Source organism: Chryseobacterium sp. JK1, from assembly GCF_050632815.1.
Lineage (GTDB): Bacteria > Bacteroidota > Bacteroidia > Flavobacteriales > Weeksellaceae > Chryseobacterium.
Map to the genome: position 1 here is coordinate 1,394,378 of NZ_JBODRU010000001.1, position 19,624 is coordinate 1,414,001.

At 34.8% G+C, this 19,624-nt stretch carries 15 protein-coding genes; 10 read left to right on the forward strand and 5 right to left on the reverse strand.

What is annotated here, in order from left to right; genetic code table 11:
• Positions 1–25 precede the first annotated feature (25 nt).
• The 4 genes from ACQ76T_RS06260 to ACQ76T_RS06275 all read left to right on the forward strand — a co-directional run bounded on the left by ACQ76T_RS06260 (position 26) and on the right by ACQ76T_RS06275 (position 5,185).
• The gene (locus ACQ76T_RS06260) at positions 26–511 is read left to right on the forward strand and encodes a hypothetical protein (protein WP_431342466.1); all 486 of its coding nucleotides are present in this window, start codon (positions 26–28) and stop codon (positions 509–511) included.
• Positions 512–513: 2 nt separating this feature from the next.
• Positions 514–1,548 (forward strand): serine/threonine-protein kinase, encoded by a 1,035-nt coding sequence (locus ACQ76T_RS06265; protein ID WP_431342467.1) that lies wholly within the window; start codon positions 514–516, stop codon positions 1,546–1,548.
• Between the two features lie 524 nt (positions 1,549–2,072).
• The gene (locus ACQ76T_RS06270) at positions 2,073–3,008 is read left to right on the forward strand and encodes a HamA C-terminal domain-containing protein (protein ID WP_431342468.1); all 936 of its coding nucleotides are present in this window, start codon (positions 2,073–2,075) and stop codon (positions 3,006–3,008) included.
• Positions 3,005–5,185 carry a DEAD/DEAH box helicase gene (locus ACQ76T_RS06275; protein WP_431342469.1) on the forward strand — a complete coding sequence of 727 codons (2,181 nt, stop codon included), beginning with the start codon at positions 3,005–3,007 and terminating at the stop codon, positions 5,183–5,185. The genes ACQ76T_RS06270 and ACQ76T_RS06275 overlap by 4 nt, the downstream gene beginning before the upstream one ends.
• 66 nt (positions 5,186–5,251) lie before the next feature.
• On the opposite strand, the gene ACQ76T_RS06280 is transcribed toward ACQ76T_RS06275, so the two are convergent.
• Together ACQ76T_RS06280 and ACQ76T_RS06285 are read right to left on the reverse strand one after the other, a co-directional pair.
• Positions 5,252–5,542 (reverse strand): hypothetical protein, encoded by a 291-nt coding sequence (locus ACQ76T_RS06280; RefSeq protein WP_431342470.1) that lies wholly within the window; start codon positions 5,540–5,542, stop codon positions 5,252–5,254.
• A gap of 210 nt (positions 5,543–5,752) precedes the next feature.
• Entirely contained in the window at positions 5,753–6,004 is a 252-nt protein-coding gene (locus tag ACQ76T_RS06285) for a helix-turn-helix domain-containing protein (protein WP_431342471.1), read from the reverse strand.
• A gap of 725 nt (positions 6,005–6,729) precedes the next feature.
• On the opposite strand from ACQ76T_RS06285, the gene ACQ76T_RS06290 reads away from it, so the two are divergent.
• The 3 genes from ACQ76T_RS06290 to ACQ76T_RS06300 are packed head-to-tail and all read left to right on the forward strand — an operon-like array spanning position 6,730 to position 13,739.
• Entirely contained in the window at positions 6,730–9,849 is a 3,120-nt protein-coding gene (locus ACQ76T_RS06290; RefSeq protein ID WP_431342472.1) for a SusC/RagA family TonB-linked outer membrane protein, read from the forward strand.
• A gap of 10 nt (positions 9,850–9,859) precedes the next feature.
• Positions 9,860–11,251, forward strand: a complete 1,392-nt coding sequence (locus ACQ76T_RS06295; RefSeq protein WP_431342473.1) for a RagB/SusD family nutrient uptake outer membrane protein — start codon at positions 9,860–9,862, stop codon at positions 11,249–11,251.
• A complete protein-coding gene (locus ACQ76T_RS06300) occupies positions 11,217–13,739 on the forward strand; it encodes a prolyl oligopeptidase family serine peptidase (RefSeq protein ID WP_431342474.1) in 2,523 nt (840 codons plus the stop codon). Before ACQ76T_RS06295 ends, ACQ76T_RS06300 begins: the two co-directional genes overlap by 35 nt.
• A gap of 317 nt (positions 13,740–14,056) precedes the next feature.
• Here ACQ76T_RS06300 and ACQ76T_RS06305 read toward each other — a convergent pair whose 3' ends face one another.
• From ACQ76T_RS06305 to ACQ76T_RS06315, 3 genes are read right to left on the reverse strand one after another with little or no spacing between them, the layout of a single operon-like run.
• Entirely contained in the window at positions 14,057–14,317 is a 261-nt protein-coding gene (locus ACQ76T_RS06305; protein WP_431342475.1) for a DUF6520 family protein, read from the reverse strand.
• 22 nt (positions 14,318–14,339) lie between these two features.
• Positions 14,340–15,830 carry a MauE/DoxX family redox-associated membrane protein gene (locus tag ACQ76T_RS06310; RefSeq protein ID WP_431342476.1) on the reverse strand — a complete coding sequence of 497 codons (1,491 nt, stop codon included), beginning with the start codon at positions 15,828–15,830 and terminating at the stop codon, positions 14,340–14,342.
• A gap of 16 nt (positions 15,831–15,846) precedes the next feature.
• The gene (locus tag ACQ76T_RS06315) at positions 15,847–16,017 is read right to left on the reverse strand and encodes a hypothetical protein (protein WP_431342477.1); all 171 of its coding nucleotides are present in this window, start codon (positions 16,015–16,017) and stop codon (positions 15,847–15,849) included.
• A gap of 526 nt (positions 16,018–16,543) precedes the next feature.
• Here ACQ76T_RS06315 and ACQ76T_RS06320 point away from each other — a divergent pair.
• The 3 genes from ACQ76T_RS06320 (at position 16,544) to ACQ76T_RS06330 (ending at position 19,594) form a co-directional block, all read left to right on the forward strand.
• A complete protein-coding gene (locus ACQ76T_RS06320) occupies positions 16,544–18,247 on the forward strand; it encodes a helix-turn-helix domain-containing protein (protein WP_431342478.1) in 1,704 nt (567 codons plus the stop codon).
• Positions 18,248–18,323: 76 nt separating this feature from the next.
• Positions 18,324–19,136 carry an RteC domain-containing protein gene (locus tag ACQ76T_RS06325; protein ID WP_431342479.1) on the forward strand — a complete coding sequence of 271 codons (813 nt, stop codon included), beginning with the start codon at positions 18,324–18,326 and terminating at the stop codon, positions 19,134–19,136.
• A gap of 164 nt (positions 19,137–19,300) precedes the next feature.
• Positions 19,301–19,594 carry a helix-turn-helix domain-containing protein gene (locus tag ACQ76T_RS06330; RefSeq protein WP_431342480.1) on the forward strand — a complete coding sequence of 98 codons (294 nt, stop codon included), beginning with the start codon at positions 19,301–19,303 and terminating at the stop codon, positions 19,592–19,594.
• The last annotated feature ends 30 nt before the right edge of the window (positions 19,595–19,624 follow it).

The following is a 19,624-nucleotide window of genomic DNA, read 5'->3' on the forward strand; positions in this document are numbered from 1 at the left end:
TGAAAAAACTAATAACAAATATTTCATGACAGTAATCGGTTTAAGAGTAAAATCCAATAGTAGGATTTATTGTTGCATTCTAGAAGAGTTACCAGATGGCTCACTCAACTATATTGATATTACACATCTAAAAATACCATTAGCACTTAATTGGCCAGAAGCTTTAAACTTTGTTCGTAATACAATATTGGATATTCTTCTTCAATATGAGATTAAGAAGGCAATAATAAGAATTTGTGAATTCGGTATTACTTTCAATAGTACAATAATTGAGAGGGTCTATATAGAGGGGGTATTACAAGAAACCATTGCAAGTTCTAATGTAGAAAAATATAAAGCGGGACAGATTGCTGAATTCACATCACTTTTAGGAATTAAAAGAGATGAGTTTAAGAAATATGCGCAAGCAGAATTGGATTATGAAAATATCCCAACAGAAATCAATTGGGATAAATTATCATTGGAAGAAAGAGAAACTATTTTAACTGCAAATGCTGCGCTAAATCTTTAATTATGTTTACAAACACCTTATTAAACTTCACACTTGGTAGCAGAATTGGATCTGGCGGTGAAGCTACTGTGTATAAAGCTATAGACACACAATTAAATGCTGAAATTGTAATTAAAAAGATTCCAAAAAGTAATTTTACTGACATTGATAAGTATTTTGAAGAATCACAAAAATTATATTTATCATCTCATCATAATGTTGTAAAAGTAATGTATGGCTGTCAAGATAATGATTTTATATATCTCGCTATGCCATTATATCCAAAAGGATCACTGAAATCTATAATTGATAATAAATTCTTAACATCCAGAGAAATAATTAGATATTCATTGCAATTCCTTTCAGGGTTAAACTTTATTCATTCAAAACAATTGATACATTATGATATCAAACCTGAAAATATATTAATTGACAACACCAATACTGCATCTATATCTGATTTTGGATTAGCAGAATACTTAGGTTTTTATGGATTTGCTAATATCAGAGGTACAACTAAAGAATTTGCACCCCCAGAATTATTTTCACAACCAGCACATAATATTAAATTTGATATTTATCAATCAGGATTAACTTTATTTAGAATGTGCAATGGTGATGATATCTTTTTTCAACAATTAGATGAATCTTTTACATCTAAGGGCGTTACTAATGATGGCATCTTTATCAATAATTTAATTCGTGAAAAATTTCCAATTAGAAATTATTTTTTACCACATATACCAAAAGGTATTATACAAGTGATTAGAAAAGCACTTAAAGCTGATCCAAATGAAAGATATGATTCAGTTTTAGAAATGTTGAATGATTTAAGCAAAATCAATAATAGCGATGATTGGGTATATTCAAAAACCACTAATATCGAAAAATGGGAGAAACAAAAATATTTAGTAACCTGTACATATAACGACACGAATAATAAATATACTATTGTTGCGTTAAAAAATAATAGAAGAAAGAAAGATTATTGTTTAACTTTGGATACTCAAAAACAGGCATATGATTTGTTGTATGATTGTTTGAATAATACATGGTAATGTCCTTAAGGAAAATTACATATAATTCTAAAACAAGAAATGATATTTCTAACCCTTATCATAAATTTTCTCACGAAGATTTATTAAGGTTAGCGAATATAAGTACCTTTAATGGCAATTTTGAAATTGAGAAATTACATAATGGTCGAATTAAAGTGAATGCGATTGTAAAATCAAAATCTTCAAAAAAATAATTAAAACCTTCTAAAATAGAGGGTTTTGCGTTTTTCAGCCTTAAATCTTTTTTATATATTTGTATTATTAAAATAAAAATCATTCCTAAAAGGAATGTAAAATAAATCGTGCTAATTGCATTATTGCTAACCTAAACTACCACAACGAAGTTTTCGAACTTCATCTTTAAAAGCAAATAATCTTTTACTGTTGTTTCAAATAAAATGGGTTTTCATGATCAAGATGTTTCGGGACATTTTCTAAGATAGTAGTATATGAAAGCATCTTTATGGTTTCCCGTAAAAGATTTAATTTAAAAGTTTTGTATATTTAGAGAAACTTAATAATCAGTGACTCCATTTAATTCACAAAAAATAATTACACACAAAATTAATGAAACTGAGCTTAGTACTTTTTTTGTCGGATTTGACATTAATGATACAGGAGAGATCCAGTATAGGATTAAACCATTAATTGAAAAATTGACGCATGTGATCCACGAATTTGCTTTTGGATTTCATGAGGGCGAAAGTACTGAAAATACTGAAATTTTACCTAAATTAATTGAAGCAGCCCAATCAATTTATAAAATTGATGCATTTCAAAAAGTAAAAGATCTGTGTCAAGACGGAGAGGGTCTTGGTGATGATGTTGAGGATAAGTATTTGAGAAGAGGTGAGTTTGGTGAATTGATTCTTCATTTATTACTGAGGGATTTCTATAATACGCTTCCATTATTGTCAAAAGTTTATTTTAAAGATTCATTTGGTCATACAGTACATGGATTTGATGCTGTTCATATTGACCCAAATACAAAATCACTTTGGTTAGGAGAATCAAAACTTTATAAAGATGGTAAGGCTGGTATTAGGGCTTTAATTAAAGATATAGAAGAACACTTTAAAAGTGATTATTTAAATTCTGAATTTTTGATTATATCAAAAAAATTGAAACACTTTGATAACATACCTGAAAAAGATTATTGGGTCGATTTAATGAATAAATCAACAAAACTAGTTGACCAATTGGAATCAATTAATATCCCATTACTTTGTACATATACTTGTAATTTGTTTACATCACATTATGATGAAAATAGCGATTCTTTTGTTAATGAGTATATAGAAGAAATGAGAGAACTTAAAAAGTATTTTGATGAGAATAATAATCATCCATTAAAAACAAAACTTAACATCATACTTGTTCTATTTCCTGTTCAAAATAAAATAGAGCTTGTGAAGGGCTTACATACAAAACTTTCGTTAATGCAACAATTAGGGGAATGATTGAAGATTTACTTACTGACATAACATCTAAAGAGCAATTTAATTTTGAAGAAACTTTTTTGATATACAAACTTTGTTCTGAGCTAATAATTGAAGAAGAAGAGGTTGCTCAAAAATTATTAGTTAATATTCTAGAGTCTAAAGAGAAATTTGACCCAAGCTTAAATCAAATACTAGTAGATTTAATTGAAGCTGTTGGATTTTATCCTTACATAAAAAAAGAGAACTTTGAATTAGATTCTACGGACTCTCTTATTAGAGAAATGTATCATTATTCAGATAATTTAAACAAATTTTTGCACGAAGATCAAAAACATTTACTATCGTTATTAAATACTGATAAAAATGTAATTGTTAGTGCACCAACTAGTTTTGGAAAGAGCTTGTTAATTGAAGAATTTATAGCATCTCATAAATTTAAGAATATAATAATAATTCAACCTACATTAGCTCTACTTGATGAAACTAGGAGAAAATTAAAAAAATATGATCAAAAATATAAATTGATTGTAAGGACATCCCAAGATTCATCTATAGAAAAAGGTAATATTTATCTTTTTACAGCAGAAAGAGTTAACGAATATAAAGATTTCCAGCATATTGATTTAATAATAGTGGATGAATTTTATAAGTTGAGTTCGAAAAGAGATGATGAAAGAGCAGACTCATTAAACAATGCTTTACATTTTATTTTGAAAACTTATAATAGTAAATTTTATTTACTTGGACCTAATATTGATCGAATATCTAAAGGCTTTGAAGAGAAATTTAATGCAATATTTTACAAAACAAAATCTTCTTTGGTTGATATTAAAAGTGTTGACATTTATTCTGAACATAAGGAAAAATTTGACATGCCCAGAAAGTATAAAGAATATAAAGAACAAGTTTTATTTGATTTGTTATTAGAAAATCAACATCAACAATCAATTATTTATTGTTCATCACCATCACGAGTAAGATACCTTTCAAAAAGATTTTATTCTTATCTGATTTCTAAAAACATCCAAAAGGAAAATGAAGGTCTAGATATTATTAAGTGGATTGAAGAAAATATATCTACTGACTGGAGTATGATTGATTTATTAAAATACAGGGTTGGAATCCATGATGGTGCACTGCAAAGACATATTACAACAACAATTATTGACTATTTTAATACTGGTTTATTAAACTATCTGTTTTGTACAACAACAATTATTGAAGGTGTAAATACCAGTGCTAAAAATATAGTTTTTTTTGACAGTACCAAAGGAACTAACACAAAGATAGACTACTTTGATTATTCCAACATTAAAGGCCGTGCAGGCCGTTTAATGATGCATTATACAGGAACAGTATATAATTTCAATCCAGTTCCTCCGAATGAGCAGGTTACCATAGATATTCCTTTTTATGAGCAAAACCCAATCTCCGATGAAATATTAATTAATTTGGACGATGAAGAAGTTATAGACAAATTATCTGATCAATATAAAGCAATTAAACAAATTCCTGAAAATGAAAGAAACATTATCAGGGATAATGGTGTCCAAGTTTTTGGACAGAAGAATATCATTAATCAATTAAGAAATGACTTAAATACTCAATATCATTTAATAGCTTGGAATAGATATCCAACTAAGGAACAATTAACATACGTACTAACATTAGCATGGGAAAATTTATTAAAGCCAGCTGAAACAGTAAGGCCCATGACTTTGAAAGCACTTATAACTGTTACTCAAATCTATGGTTTCAATCAGAGTATTTGGAATTTAGTAGAGAGCACATTTGAATATTTCAAGACATTGTCAAAATTTAAGGATCTTCCTGATTCTGAAATAAGGGATGAAGCTATTAGACAAAGTTTTCAAACATTAAAACATTGGTTTGAATATAAAGTTCCCAAATGGTTAGCAGTAATTGATTCATTACAAAAATTTGTCTGTTTAGAAACAGGACTTCGTCCTGGCAATTACAATTACTTTGCGAGTTTAATAGAAAATGATTTTTTAAGAGAAAATTTGACTATTTTATATGAATTTGGTATGCCAAGCTCCGCAATACGAAAACTTGAAAAATTAATTTCATCCGAAGTTTTGCAAGACGATGTTATTAAGATAATCAGGGACAATAAGCTTTTTAATAATAATATATTCATTGCTTATGAAAGAAATAAGCTAAAAGAGATATAATAATTGAAAACAAAGAGTAGATTTATATGTAATGACCACATATTAATAAGATTTGTTTCTCAAATGTTATACGTAAATATTAACGTACAATCCTACATAATTAGATGATTTGTTTTCTTTTTGTTGTTTATGTCTATAATGCCGCCATAAGAATAATATTCCAACAACTAATAAAATAATAGCAAGCCATCTTCCTGTCCATTCTATTAATCTGACAAATATGGATTTGTTATAACTTGAAAAACCTTCTAATCCACCAGAATTCCGTCTATTGAACTTTCTGCGTTTTATCCAATAGAGTATTCCAAATCCTGATAATATTGATGTAATTCCTAATATTAACAATACTGTTCCCATGATTTTAGGTTAATTCTAAGGAGTTTACAAATTTGTATTTAAATATAATATTGTAGATTAATAAAATCTTATTTTATTGGTTAAGACTTCAGATTTTATCATTGATGAAGATACAATATTTGTTTAAATGTTTTATTATTAATGTATTGTATCTTTAAAGACTATTTTCCTATTTAATTGATAAATTGAAAATTCTAACTATTCTTAGAATTAATTCTCAACTTTGTATTGTGTAATGTCAAATTCGAAATCAAATAATTCTTTTGGGTGGACTTGCAAGGCTGTTGCGAATTTTAAAATTGTTCTTAGCGTTAAATTTATTTTTCCTGATTCATATTTACTGATATCAGCCGTATCAATTCCTGTAAAAAATTCTAAATCTTGTTGAGTAAGTTTCTTTTTCGTGCGTAATACTGAAATTTGCTTTCCAATATGAATTCTCAGGTCTTTATTAATATCCATACTTGCTAATGTTTAAAGCAAAATGCAATATTTAAATAATAATATTATTGGGATATATCCCAATATTGAAAAATATCATTATATTTGTACAATAAGTTACAATAAATGTAACTTTGCGATACTTCAACGAAATATTAGAAGCTATTGCTTAGAATCTCGCTTTTGGAAACTGGTAATTTTTAACGTACGAGAAGATAAGCAGGAAGCTCACGACCTAGGCGTGGGCTCTCTTATCCGTACGTAAGGTATACCAGTGCCTCAAAAGCGGATATTGTAGAGTCCCATGCCGTTTTTTATTTTATGCAGTTCTGCTTTTCTACAATTATCTTTTTATTCTAAGCCCGCTTTACAAAATAGAGGTATACTGATACTTTACAATGGGGTGTACAATCCATTGCGGCTTTAGGGCTTTCACGGGAACACAAATTTTATTCATATTTTCAAGTTAATTTTTTTTTGATGGACTGGGACAGTAGGTTTTGCTGTTACCTCAGTTGGGCTTTTGTTCCTGGTCCATTTTTAAGATGATTAGGTGCTGTATGGAAGGAGTGTGAAGAGGAAAGGAATGATGGATCATTATAATTAATAGAATAAATACGAAGTAATAGATATGTAGGGTATAATAACCATAGAAATAGAGAAGATAAAAAGAAAAGCCCTTTCCCTGTAAGTTGACCGCTTGGCAGGAAAGAGCATTGTCTAATAAATTAAACTTATTCAAAAGTATGAAAAAAAACTTTTGCAGCCTGGGTCATGTTCAAATGGCTTTTGCGTTAGCATTGCTGGTGTCTTGCACCGCAATAGGACAGGTACGTGAAATTTCAGGTACTGTCACAGGGAAATCAGGTGCTTTAAGCGGGGTTTCGGTATTTCAGGAAGGAAAGGATCAGATAGTATTAACGGGAAGTTCAGGAGCCTATCGGATACAGGTTTCAGGGAAGAGTGCGGTACTGGTGTTCAGGTATGCTGGGTACCTGGTGAAGAGAGTGAAGGTGGGAGATAGAGGTAAGGAGGAAGGAGAAGAATGGAGCAAGGGAAATGGAAATAATGAAGTGGACAGGAGCGTGATCAATGTTTCGCTTGAATGGGATTCTGAGATTGATGATAAAGGTTCTGATAGGGGTACGGATAAGGCTTTGGTAACGGGAATTGGGGAGATTGTGCTGAATGCGGGGTATTATAAAGTTCGGGATAAAGAACGGACGGGGAGTATTGCGAAGGTTTCAGCAAAGGATATTGGGAATCAGCCGGTAGGAAACGTACTGGGAGCAGTGCAGGGGAGAATGGCCGGAGTAAGCATTACCCAGAGTGGAGGAATGCCGGGAGGTGGTTTTGATATTCAGATCCGGGGAAGGAATAGCCTGAGAACCTCTTCAAATAGTGAGATTGATGGGAATCAGCCTTTATATGTGATTGATGGGGTGCCTGTAGGAGGGGATATGAAGTCTGAGTTTTCAACTCTCGTTATTCCTTTGCGGGTTATTAATCCGTTAAATGCCATCAATCCTAATGATATTGAAAGTATTGAGATCTTAAAGGATGCGGATGCTACAGCGATATACGGCTCAAGGGGAGCGAATGGAGTCGTACTGGTGACGACGAAAAGTGGGAAATCCGGGAAAACGGAGCTGAGCCTTACCACCAATTACGGGATAAGTAAGGCCATGATTGGGCTTACTATGATGAATACAGGACAGTATCTGGGAATGCGGAAACAGGCCTATGCGAATGATGGAATCTCTGCCTATCCGGCCAATGCATATGATATCAATGGGAAATGGTCTCAGGATCGGTATACAAACTGGTCTGAGAAGCTGATTGGAAACTGGGCCGCTTCTTCATCCACTCAGCTGTCGCTGAAAGGGGGAAGTGAGACGACCAGTTTTCTGATCAGTCTGGGAAGAAATGAACAGGCTACGGTGTTTGAAAAGGATTTTAAATATGTGAGCCATACCCTTTCTGGGAATCTGTCACACCGTTCTAAAGACAGGAAATTCCAAATGACGTTTGCCAATCAGTTTTCCTTTCAGAAAAATAATGTGGTCAATGAAGATATTACCCAGAAATCACTGCTGCTGGCACCAAATGCTCCGGAGCTGTATAAACCTGATGGCAGTCTGAACTGGGAAAATAATACTTTTACCAATCCGGTAGCCGTATACAACAGTTCTTATCAGAATAAGAACATACAATTCATAAGCAGCCTTAATGCTCAGTATGAGCTGCTTCCCCATACGGTGGTTAAGTTAAACGGAGGTATTAATTACACCGCTTTTGAAGAATGGTCACTTCGACCCAATACCATTTATAATCCTTCCTTTGTGACAGGACAGTCAAGCTTTTATTCAAGTTCTTCAAAAAGTAACAATAACCGCTTTTCCTATATCGCAGAACCACAGTTAGAGTGGACCCTGAAAAGAGGAGGACATGAGCTGACAGCATTGCTGGGAGCGAGTATACAGGTGGAGGAAAATAGCAGGGAATCAATGCGGGGAAGTGGTTTTGCAAGCAATGCCTTATTACAGAATATCGGAGCTGCACAAACCAAAACCATTGCTGATCAGGTGACCACCCAGTACAGGTATGCAGCCGTATTCGGAAGACTGAACTATCAGTATAAAAACAGGTATATACTCAATATTACAGGAAGACGTGACGGGAGCAGCCGCTTTGGGGAAAACCGTAAGGTGGCATCCTTTGGAGCGTTGGGAGGAGCATGGCTGTTTTCTGAGGAACCTTTTTTTAAAGACAGTTCATGGCTGAGCTTTGGGAAATTGAGAGGAAGCTATGGGATTACAGGAAGTGATAATATCGGAGATTATCAGTATCTGGATAATTTCTCCGTGTCAACTTATATTTATAATTCAGTGACAGGACTGATTCCCTCACGACTTTATAATCCTGACTTCAGCTGGGAGAAAACCCGTAAGCTGGAAACGGCATTGGAGCTTGGATTCTTGAAGAACCGCCTGAATATGTCAGTTTCATGGTATCGTAATACGAGTTCCAATCAGCTGGTAGGCTATCAGCTTCCAGCAATTACCGGGTTTACCTCTGTACTGGCCAATATGAATGCCGTAGTGGAAAATAAAGGCTGGGAAATAGAGCTGAATGCAAGACCCATTTCCGGGGAGCTGTTAAAATGGTCATCAGGATTTAATATAAGCATTCCAAAAAATAAACTGCTCTCATTTCCTGGGCTTGAAGGATCTCCCTATGAAAACACATTTATTGTTGGGCAGCCTGTTTCGATCGTAAGGTTATATCAGCTGGAAGGTATTGATCCTGCCACAGGGCTTTACCGTTTTAAGGATTTTAATGGTGATGGTAAGATAACAGCTCCCGAAGATAATAAGGTGGTGGAAAATATAGGTGTCCGTTATTTTGGAGGCTGGAGCAATACCCTGCAGTACAGGAACTGGGATTTTTCCTTTCTGTTTCAGTTTGTAAAACAGAGAAATCTTAATTATAACAGTACAATGCCTTTGCCGGGAGGAATGTTTAACCAGCCTGTAGGGGTACTGGATGTATGGTCGCCTCAGAACCCTTCAGGAACTTATATGCCTTACAGTACCGGTACGGTAGGAGATCAGAATACGGCACAGAATAATTTCCGAAGCAGTACGGCAAGTGTTTCAGATGCCTCATTTATAAGGCTTAAAAATATTCAGCTGACCTATACCTTACCATTGAAAAGTACAGTCCTTAAAACGGTTAAAATATATTTTCAGGGACAGAATCTCCTGACATGGACGAAGTATTTTGGAATGGATCCTGAGTTTACAGTAGGAGGTTTTCTTCCTCCACTGAAAACCTATTCTTTCGGTACACAGATTAACTTTTAAAACAAAAATCATGAAACCAATTATAATGATATCTATAAGAAATATCACCGCTTTACTGATACTCCTAGGCATATTGGGAGCCTGCGAAAATATGCTCGAAGCAGATCCTCCTTCGGATCAGCTGGATGCAGCGCAGGTATTTGAAAATGTACAGACTGCAGATGCTGCATTGGCCGGGCTCTATGCCAATATATGGGACAGCTCGCCATTATCAGGCGGGACACAGGGAAGTGGAGTTCTGTTGGGAAGCTATACGGATGATCTGGTATGCTATTATACATCAGGAGAAAGCAGCGGAGCACTGGATGTTTATAATAATCTCCAGATTGCATCGAACGCCGCCATATATATGTACTGGTCATCAGCCTATAAGCAGGTCTATATGGCCAATGCCATTATAAAAGGACTGGAAAATTCAAAATCACTGCCACAGTCAGATAAAAATAGGATTAAAGGGGAAGCTCTTTTAGTGAGGTCCATCCTCTTTTTTTATCTTCAGCAGGTATTCGGTGATATACCAATGCCCTTAACTACAGATTATAAAATTAACCAGTCTCTTGGTAAAACATCTGCTTCTCAGGTGCTCTCCCAATTGGAGGTTGATCTGGAGGCAGCATCAGGGCTGTTGGCGGATGATTACAGGAATGCAGAAAGGATTTTCCCTAACCGTAAGGTGGCACAGCTTATACTGGCCAAAACTTATATGCTTGAGGAAAAATGGAGTCAGGCAGAGGATATCTTAAAGACAATATCTTCAAGTTCTCTTTATACTTTTGAATCTGATATTACCAAAGTTTTTCAAAAGTCTGGAACTCATATCTTATGGCAGCTAAAACCGAAAAATAATAATGATCCTACCAGTGAGGTCCAAACCTATTACTTTTCTGGTGCTGCTCCCACATTGTATGCTTTAAATAATGACCTTGTGAGTTCTTTTGCTTCGTTTGACAAAAGAAAGCAGAACTGGACAGTACCGGTAACCGTAGGTCAGAATACATGGTACAGAGCTGATAAGTACAAGAATAGGACAACGAACCCAACCGAGTATTCTGTCGTATTCAGAATTGAGGAAGTCTACCTTAATCTGGCAGAAGTATTGGTGATGCAAAATAAACTGACAGAGGCAGCATCGTATATCAACTTTACCAGAGTACGGGCAGGACTTTCGCCATTAACAGTTCTGACCTCAAAGGAAATGGCCCTGAGTGAAATACTTGCTGAATACCGTAAAGAGTTTTTTTGTGAAGCGGGACACCGCTTTATGGATCTTAAAAGGATAGGACGCCTCAATACACTCACCACCGTAAAACCGAATTGGAAAGAGAATCACAAGGTTTGGCCTTTACCACAGAAAGAACTTCTTCTGAATGTCAATATTAAACCACAGAATAATGGGTACTAGATGGATGATGAAACTTTTTTTTATTCTTATTTTCTGGTTGATGAAAGCTCAGTTTTCAGGCCAGAAGATGTCTGGAGACACTCTGGATACATGGATATCAAAGTTTTATGCAGTGGAAGGAGGAACCGTTTCTCAGGATGGAAGATGGGTAACGCTGAGGAAAGTGTATCAGAATAATGACAGTCTGCTTATTTTTGATACTCATGATAAACGGAGACTGCCTAAAATAACAGAAAAGGCTTCCATAGGTAGGGTGTATTTCGGACATTATGCTATGCTTTCAGCAGGGAGTAAAACAGTATGGCTGAATCTTAACACAACCCAAAGAAATGAATATCAGCAGGTGAAAAAGGCAGGCATCTGGTCTTCAGATGGATACTGTATCTTAACTATACAGGGAGAATTGCAGATATATAATGCAGAAGGTAAGCTTTTAAATCAGCTGGCAGGGGTAGCCACTTATAATACAGATACTAAGGGTAATCTTTTTATACAGAAAAAGACAGAGAATGGATTTGATATCCTTAAGTTTGATGGGCTGGAATTTAAAAAACTCCTATCTCTGGACTCTGCCGAGCGTATCGAACTCACTGATTCCGGAAGGTATCTTATCGTGTATAAAAAATCAGAGACCACAGGACTTCGTAATCTTATAGTCATGAATACTTTTACTGAAATCTGGTCTTACCCCTTAGGAGAACAGGATATGAAAGCCGACTTCTTTATCTTTAGGGAGATCGGGGAAGGTATATCCTGTATGATTGAAGCAGTGCAGTATATCTCATATCCTGAGAAAGACGTGGAGATATGGTATGGAAGTGACCGGGATCTTGAAAGTAGGGAATGGGGAAGAAAACCTTCAAGAAAGTATTGGATATGGAATGCGGTAAACAAAAAAACAGTTTTTTTTCATACAAAAGAAAAAGAAATACTAAGTTCAATAGGAAACGATCGTTATTTCGTAGTTTTTGAAAGTGACAGATTACAGGACTATATACATCATATGGCGGACCTCTTTATCTCTATTTATGATCAACATACAGGGGCAAGAACCCCGATAGGAATAGTCAGCCCCAATCTGATCAGCTCAAAGGATGGCCGCCTGATTTTGTTTATGGATTCTAAGGTAGGATGGCAGATTATGAACGTCGAAACTTTAGAAAAACGTACAATTACCGGTAAAGGATTGAAAAAGCCCTATTTCAGTAAGGATTCCAAAATGATTTATTTTGAAAGTGAAAATGGATTATGGATATACAATCTGGAAAAAGAGATTTTAAAAGCTTATAGGTTTGAGAAAGGAGGCAAGGTCGAGATTCTTGGAGGGAAACAGAACCCGCTCTGCACCGGATATAATTTTTATCAGAATTTAGTGGATGACAAGGAAGGGTTGCTCCTTAAAGTCAGCGATACTGAAAAAGGGGGAGTATCTTATTACCGTTTCAGAAATGAAAAAGAAATCATGCTCTATACTTCACATCAGAATGTAACAGCAGCACATTTTAGTGCCAATAGAAAGAAAATGATCGTGTTGGAAGAGAATTACAATGTACCTCCCAGGCTCTGGAGGGTGGAAACCAACACAAAAAAGCGGAATCTTCTCTTTGATGCTGCCTTATCTGATCCAAAGGCAAAATTGATAAAACAACAAATCGTTTCATACACTACCATATCAGGTATACCGTTAAAAGGGATTTTGTACTATCCTATGCATTATCAACCTGACAGGGAATATCCTCTTATTGTCCATATCTATCAAAAGCAGTCGGATAAAGCCCAATTGTATCTGCTGCCCAGATACGATGAAGTAGGTTTTAACATTCGGACATTGTTGGAAAGTGGATATTTTGTATATCTCCCGGATTGTGTTACTGAGAATGGTTCTCCGGGATGGTCAGGGTTAAGTTGCGTGGAACAGTCTCTGGCAGCATTACATCATTATCCTATTAAAATTGGGAAATTGGGATTAATGGGACATTCATTTGGCAGTTATCTTACGAATTTTATAGCTACTCATACAAGGTCTTTTTCGGCCTTTATCTCAGGATCTGGAGTAAGTGACCTGATAAGTTCATACTTCTCATACAACACAAATTATTCCAGTCCCCATTATTGGCAGTTGGAGACAGGGCAATATGACATAGGACGATCCTTTTTTGAAGATAAAGAGCTCTATCTGAAAGGCAGCCCGGTTCTCAATGCCGAAAAGGTGAATGCACCGGTATTACTGTGGACAGGTCTAAAAGATAGAAATGTTGTACCTGAACAGACTATGGAATTTTATATCGCTTTGAAAAGAAGTAATAAACAGGTTATAAATTTACAATACCCTAAGGGTGGTCATGATCTGGGAATAGGTTCCAGAGAGGCCAAGGATTTAAATACTAAAATACTGGACTGGTGGGACTATTTTTTAAAAGGGAAAACAGAGATTCCCTGGATTGATAAAGAAATGAAGCATACTGATGATGGATACCATATACATTAGGGCACTCATGTAATTGGATTTCTTAAAGCAAATAAAGTATATAGAACAATTAATGTAACAAAAGATGGTTCCATACCATTAGAATATACAAGCATTAGTATGCTTTAGATAAAATGTTTGTGCGTGTTTATTTTAAAACTTATTACATATATCCTTAATCTTTAATTCGGTGCAAATATATTGTTAAACATCCTTCTAAAATTTAAACTGGTTTATGGCATCCTCATGTCACAAATAAAAACAAGCACAGCTGATAATAATGATCAGCTGTGCTCTTTACTAGAGTGGTGTGTTTTAACAGCCACTATTAACATACATTAAGGTTTGAATAACACACTGCCGCACTCTGTTGGGCTGCTGGGAGCACTGTGAAGTGGGGTTACACCATCTGCAGTCCATCTGCAGACCACATTCTGAAGGGTACTGCATTCCTGGCCCACCTGTACACATAATCCGGATTCAGGATCCATACGGTAGGTTGGGATGACCGTACTTTTGTTCGTGTTTGCTGCTTTAGTGGCAAAGGCAGCGCCTGTGCCCAGTAATACTAAAGCAGCAGGAATCATTAACTTTTTCATAATAAAAAGAATTTTGTGATGCCTACTCTGATGTAAGGTTTTCGGCTTCCCCTTGTAATGGTTTTCTAAATTGATATCTTATTAATTGTTTTCCTGATAGGATGTACAGACCATGCTCAGTCACCATGATATCATTAATCTTTTGCTCTGGAAGATAAAAGCTTCCCGTATATTCATTCCGGTCTATTCTGTATATATCTACTGCTTTTCTTCCTTTACGAGTTCTGGTGGGTTCATACTTTCCGGGTAATGAGGACACATTATAGGCATGATTTCCATATAATGCAGTATGGAGATTAACCCTCAGTGGGGGAGCTTCCATCATATGGGTTCCGTTTGAGAGCGTAGTGATATTTATCTGTGCTCTGGAAGTGGGATCAATAGTAGTCTGTCGTTTTATCTTACGTAGGTTTCCGCTCATGGTGATCAGCTGATTCCGGTAGAAATAGGTATACATAAATTCATCCCTACGCTGTGTGTTTTCGACAAGGCTGCCGTCACAATCAAAAATACCGTCAATCTGCTTCTCAAGGATAGAGGGAAATAAAATCACTTTATTATTTTCATTAAGATCAAGACGCGCAATCTCATACTCATGAGTTCTGCTGTCCTGAGTGCGGATGATGAAGTTCATGGAATCTATGACAGACAATTGTGAAAAGAAAGCGTCACCCTTACTGATCGTACTGGCATAATGGTTATTTAATCTGCCCCTGTAAATGATAGGAACCGTTCCATCATACAAATAATAATAAGGTTCTTTGACCGTGATCCGTAAATTCTTAAAAGGGTGATTACTCTGATCAGTAGTAATTTTAATAGGGGCAATACCCTTGAGTTTATAATCAGTTTTTGTGAGAATAAGAGGAGTACTGCGACTTCCCAGGTACACCCCCTGATTATCTTTTCCCGCAAAGTAATAATGGTCATGATCCAGCACTCTCTTCTCCTTTATAATTAGGTAATTAGGGAGGAACTTGCGGGTGAAATTATTTTCTTTTTTGATAATACGTTCAGATTGTACGAAGAGAATGATAACGAGAAAACACGAAGCCAGAATGCAAATACCCGCATATAAAGTATATGTAAAGATTCCCGTGCGCTTCTGTTTTTCAGAGATGATCACCGCTGTTAATGAAATAAGTATACACATAATATTAAACAGTAAATGCTCAGACCAACTCATTTTTTCTAAAATCCCTCCACAGGAGCAGGGAATAAAATCACTGTAATTAAGAATAATGTAGATATAAGCAGTGAAGGCCGTCATAATGCCTAAAGATGAGTATAAGCCAGCTAAGCGGAGCTTTGGAACCAGCAGAAATAAGGCAATAATAAATTCTGCAAAAATTACACTGTATGAGGTGAAGCCCGCAAAAGCAGTAAGCAAAGGAGACTGAGCGATCTGAACCTGAAAATTTTCAAATTCAAGGATTTTGCTGATAGCAGCATACACAAATAACAGAACAAAAAAATAGCTTATGATGCTGACGAGTATTGATGATCTTTTCATGGTATAATTTTTTTATTTATAAAGCTCTTATCAGGACCCATTGTACTTTTTCACCACAGTAATAAGGCATCTTAGAACCTCGGGAAATAGTACAGGTGGTTTTAAAATTCCCCATACTTTCCCAAATGCCGCTTTGAGGGCATGGTAAGCCTGTTTTGCAGATCAGAGATGAGTGATGGAGAATCATAGCTTAATTTTTAAGGGGTATTTTCAGATATCCGCCAATCATGGGTGTCTTTTATGGGTGGATCTGATGGTGGGTCTTTTTCTTTTTTTAAGGTATCTTGTTGTTTTGAGGAAAAACCTTCAGTGTATTCACTGTGATGGATCTCAGGGGACAAAGACTCATCCTCCATACTATCATTTTGTCTGCAACTAAAAACTAGTATGCATACGAGCAATAAAATTATAATAGGAATATACTTTTTCATATTGATTTTGATTTAAGTTATTCCCGACCGGTAGGGGTGCTTTCTTAGAATTCTTAAGCCAAAGGTATTTTGAAAGAAGGTTTGAAAAAATTGATGTTGGGCTTGCTTTTCAAAAAAAGACGTCATCATTTATAAATGACGACGGGTAAAAAAGAGGGTAAATCAATTTATAAGTGCTGTATTGGAGGTGGCTGATATATATTATTGTAATTTAGATTGTTATATGGCAGCAGTTGTCTTTTTTTGTCTAAATTTGATTCTTTGAGCTAAAAACAAATCACCATGACAGCCTCACATTTTATTATTCTCCTGCTGTTTTTTTCAATCACTGATCTTCGTGCTAAAGAAAGTATGGAAAATTATGTTGGATTGAGAAATCAGTATGTACATCTCAAAAAGAATGATTCTTCAGCGTTTGCATCCTTAAATAGGTTTATCGCAAAAGCAAAGAAAGAATCGGATTTTGTGAGGCTTTCCGAGGCATATAAATATGCAGTCTATTTCAGTCCCTCTGACACCAGAAAGCTTGCCTATGCAGACAGTACTATAGTTGCAGCTCTGAAATCGAAACAGCCTGCGCTGATCAGCGATGCTTATCTGGGTAAAGGGATCTTTTATTACTTTAATCTTAAAAAATTTGAACCGGCTCTTGCAGAATATCTCAAAGCTTACCAATATTCAAAAAGTAGTGATGATGAGTACTTACGTCAAAAAATAATTTATCATATGGGGGTGGTAAAAAGTTATCTGGGTTTTTATGAGGAGGCGTTGGAATTATTTCATCAATGCACTGTATTTTTTGAAGGGAAAAGCCAAGAAAAAAATCATCCCAATATTATCTTCAACTTTAAGAGAGGATACTATAACTCCATTCATCAGATGATTATTTGCTATCTGAATCTGAAACAGTACCAATTAGCGGAAGATCTTCTTGATAAAGGATTGAGAAATCTTAATGAGGATGATGATTTTGTATTGGAAAAAAGTTATCTGCTTAAATGTCGTGGAATTTTAGAATATTCTCGTAAAAATTATAATGGCAGTATTCATGATTTAAAAGGAGCATTGAAAGAAATGATAAAATCAAATGATTTTTCATGGCTATCTGTAATTTATTATTATTTGGGAAAAAATCACATGATTCAGGATGAACATACTGGCATATCATATCTTCAGAAAGTAGATTCAATTTTTAATAAACACGCATTTATATTTCCTGAAGTTAGACCTGCATATGAAGATCTTATCACCTATTATTCAGAAAAGAAAGATGTAGATAAACAGCTCTATTATACTAATCAGTTATTAAAGGTTGATAAGATTATCGGTAAAGATTATACTTTTTTATCCTCCAGAATCCACAGGGAATATGATACCAGATTACTGCTGGAAAGTAAAAGTAATCTGGAAAAAATGAGCAGCAGAAGAATGGTATATGTCTGGATACTGATTACACTGGCGGTATCATTACTGTTCTTAGCCGCAGTAAGGTACAGACGGGAGCAGAATATCAAAATGAAATATTTATTACTCCAGGACAGACTTAACAACAGAGAATATAAAACTTTGGGAATTGAAAGAAAAAAAACGGATTCAGATGCATTGAAAACAAGTCTCCCTGAACCACTATATCAAGAACTTGATCAGAAGCTTTTGAATTTTGAGGTAAAAAATGGTTTTATACAAAAAGGATTAAGCTTGAGTATTCTGGCTTCAAAAATGAATACAAATACCTATTATCTTTCTACATTTATTAATGAAAATAAAGGAAAAAATTTTAAAACCTATATCAACGATCTTAGAATTTCTTATATAACTCATTTACTTAACTCAGAAAAAAAATATCTTCTTTATACTATTGAGGCTCTGGCGCAGGAAGCAGGGATCTCAACAAGACAGCACTTTTCAGATTTATTTTATCTGGCTAATGGTGTAAGGCCAACGGATTTCATCCGTAAAAGAAAAAAGGAGCTGAAGATCGAGTAGAAGCTGTCAGGTAATCTTTGTAATTTTCTGAAAAAAGAATATGGTAGCAAAAACATTTTTTAGAAAAATTGAGCAGATGCAAAGGGAATTGGAAAATGAACTGAACGTACTGAGCAAAAATGAGATGAATGTTATTTTTCTGTCGGAGCAGTCATTGATGAAAATTGATCATGCCATCCACAATATTAAGAAGGTTTTTAAAGAGACTGCCTTGGAAAGCATTGCAGATGAAGTCCAGTTTTTTAAACACTATAAACCCTTTTTTATTTCAAAATTTATTTACTATTCAAAACTCCTGGAAATTGAAACTTCCAAACCATCCGCAGGAAGCAAAAACCACCGTAAATACTACAACGCTGAATTATTGAAAATTAAAAATTATCAATCCGAACAACATGATTTTTATGATTATTACAGGAGAAATGCAACGTATCTTGACTATAAATATTTTACCAGATGTGCATATGACCTAAAAATGAAACTGTCCTCCAATCTTTATGATTTAGATCAAAACTTTACAACCACCCACGATCATAAGATTGCCGTTTTTATAGCTCATGATGCATTGGAAAGTTATTTAGTAAAATGCATTAAAGAATCAGAAGGATATCATTTTACCACCTTTAATAAATACTCATCATTACAGTGGACTTCTTCAAAAGTAGCCCTTCTGGAACTCCTATATGCACTTTATCTCTCGCAGTGTTTTAATGCAGGGAATGTTGATTTTAGTGAAATTGTACGCCAAACGGAAAGAAATCTGGGTCTTACACTGGGGAATGTTTATAAAACTCTTGGTGAAATAAAGAACAGAAAATATAATAAAAAACGCTTTTTGGAACTGCTCAGTACTAATCTGGATAAATTATTTGACGAAGACCCTACTTAATAATATACATAAAAAATTCACTCCGTGAAAAATGAAATAGACTTTTAAAATTAATGTCCATCCTGGAGGCCCATACGAAACAATCGTTCGGTACTACCTATAATCTAACGATAAAAATTCCTGGTATTTACTAAAATTTGTATTGAACATAAAATACAAAGGTTATGAATATTGACAGATCAGAATTTTTGATATGGATGGAACGAATCATGGAACGTTTCAATATTTTGAGTGAGCATATCAAAGATAAAAGCAATCAAAAAAGAAGCATTGACGGAGAAGAACTTATAGATAATCAAGATGTACTACAGATTCTTAAAATCAGCAGCAGAACGCTTCAACGATACCGATCTTCGGGAAGAATACCTTATTATACCATTAGTGGCAAATTATATTATAAGCTGTCAGATGTTCATCAGCTTATCAGAGATAGCTGGAGTGGATATTCTCCTAAGTAAGTTCCTGAAGGGTAAATAGTAATAGTCAGC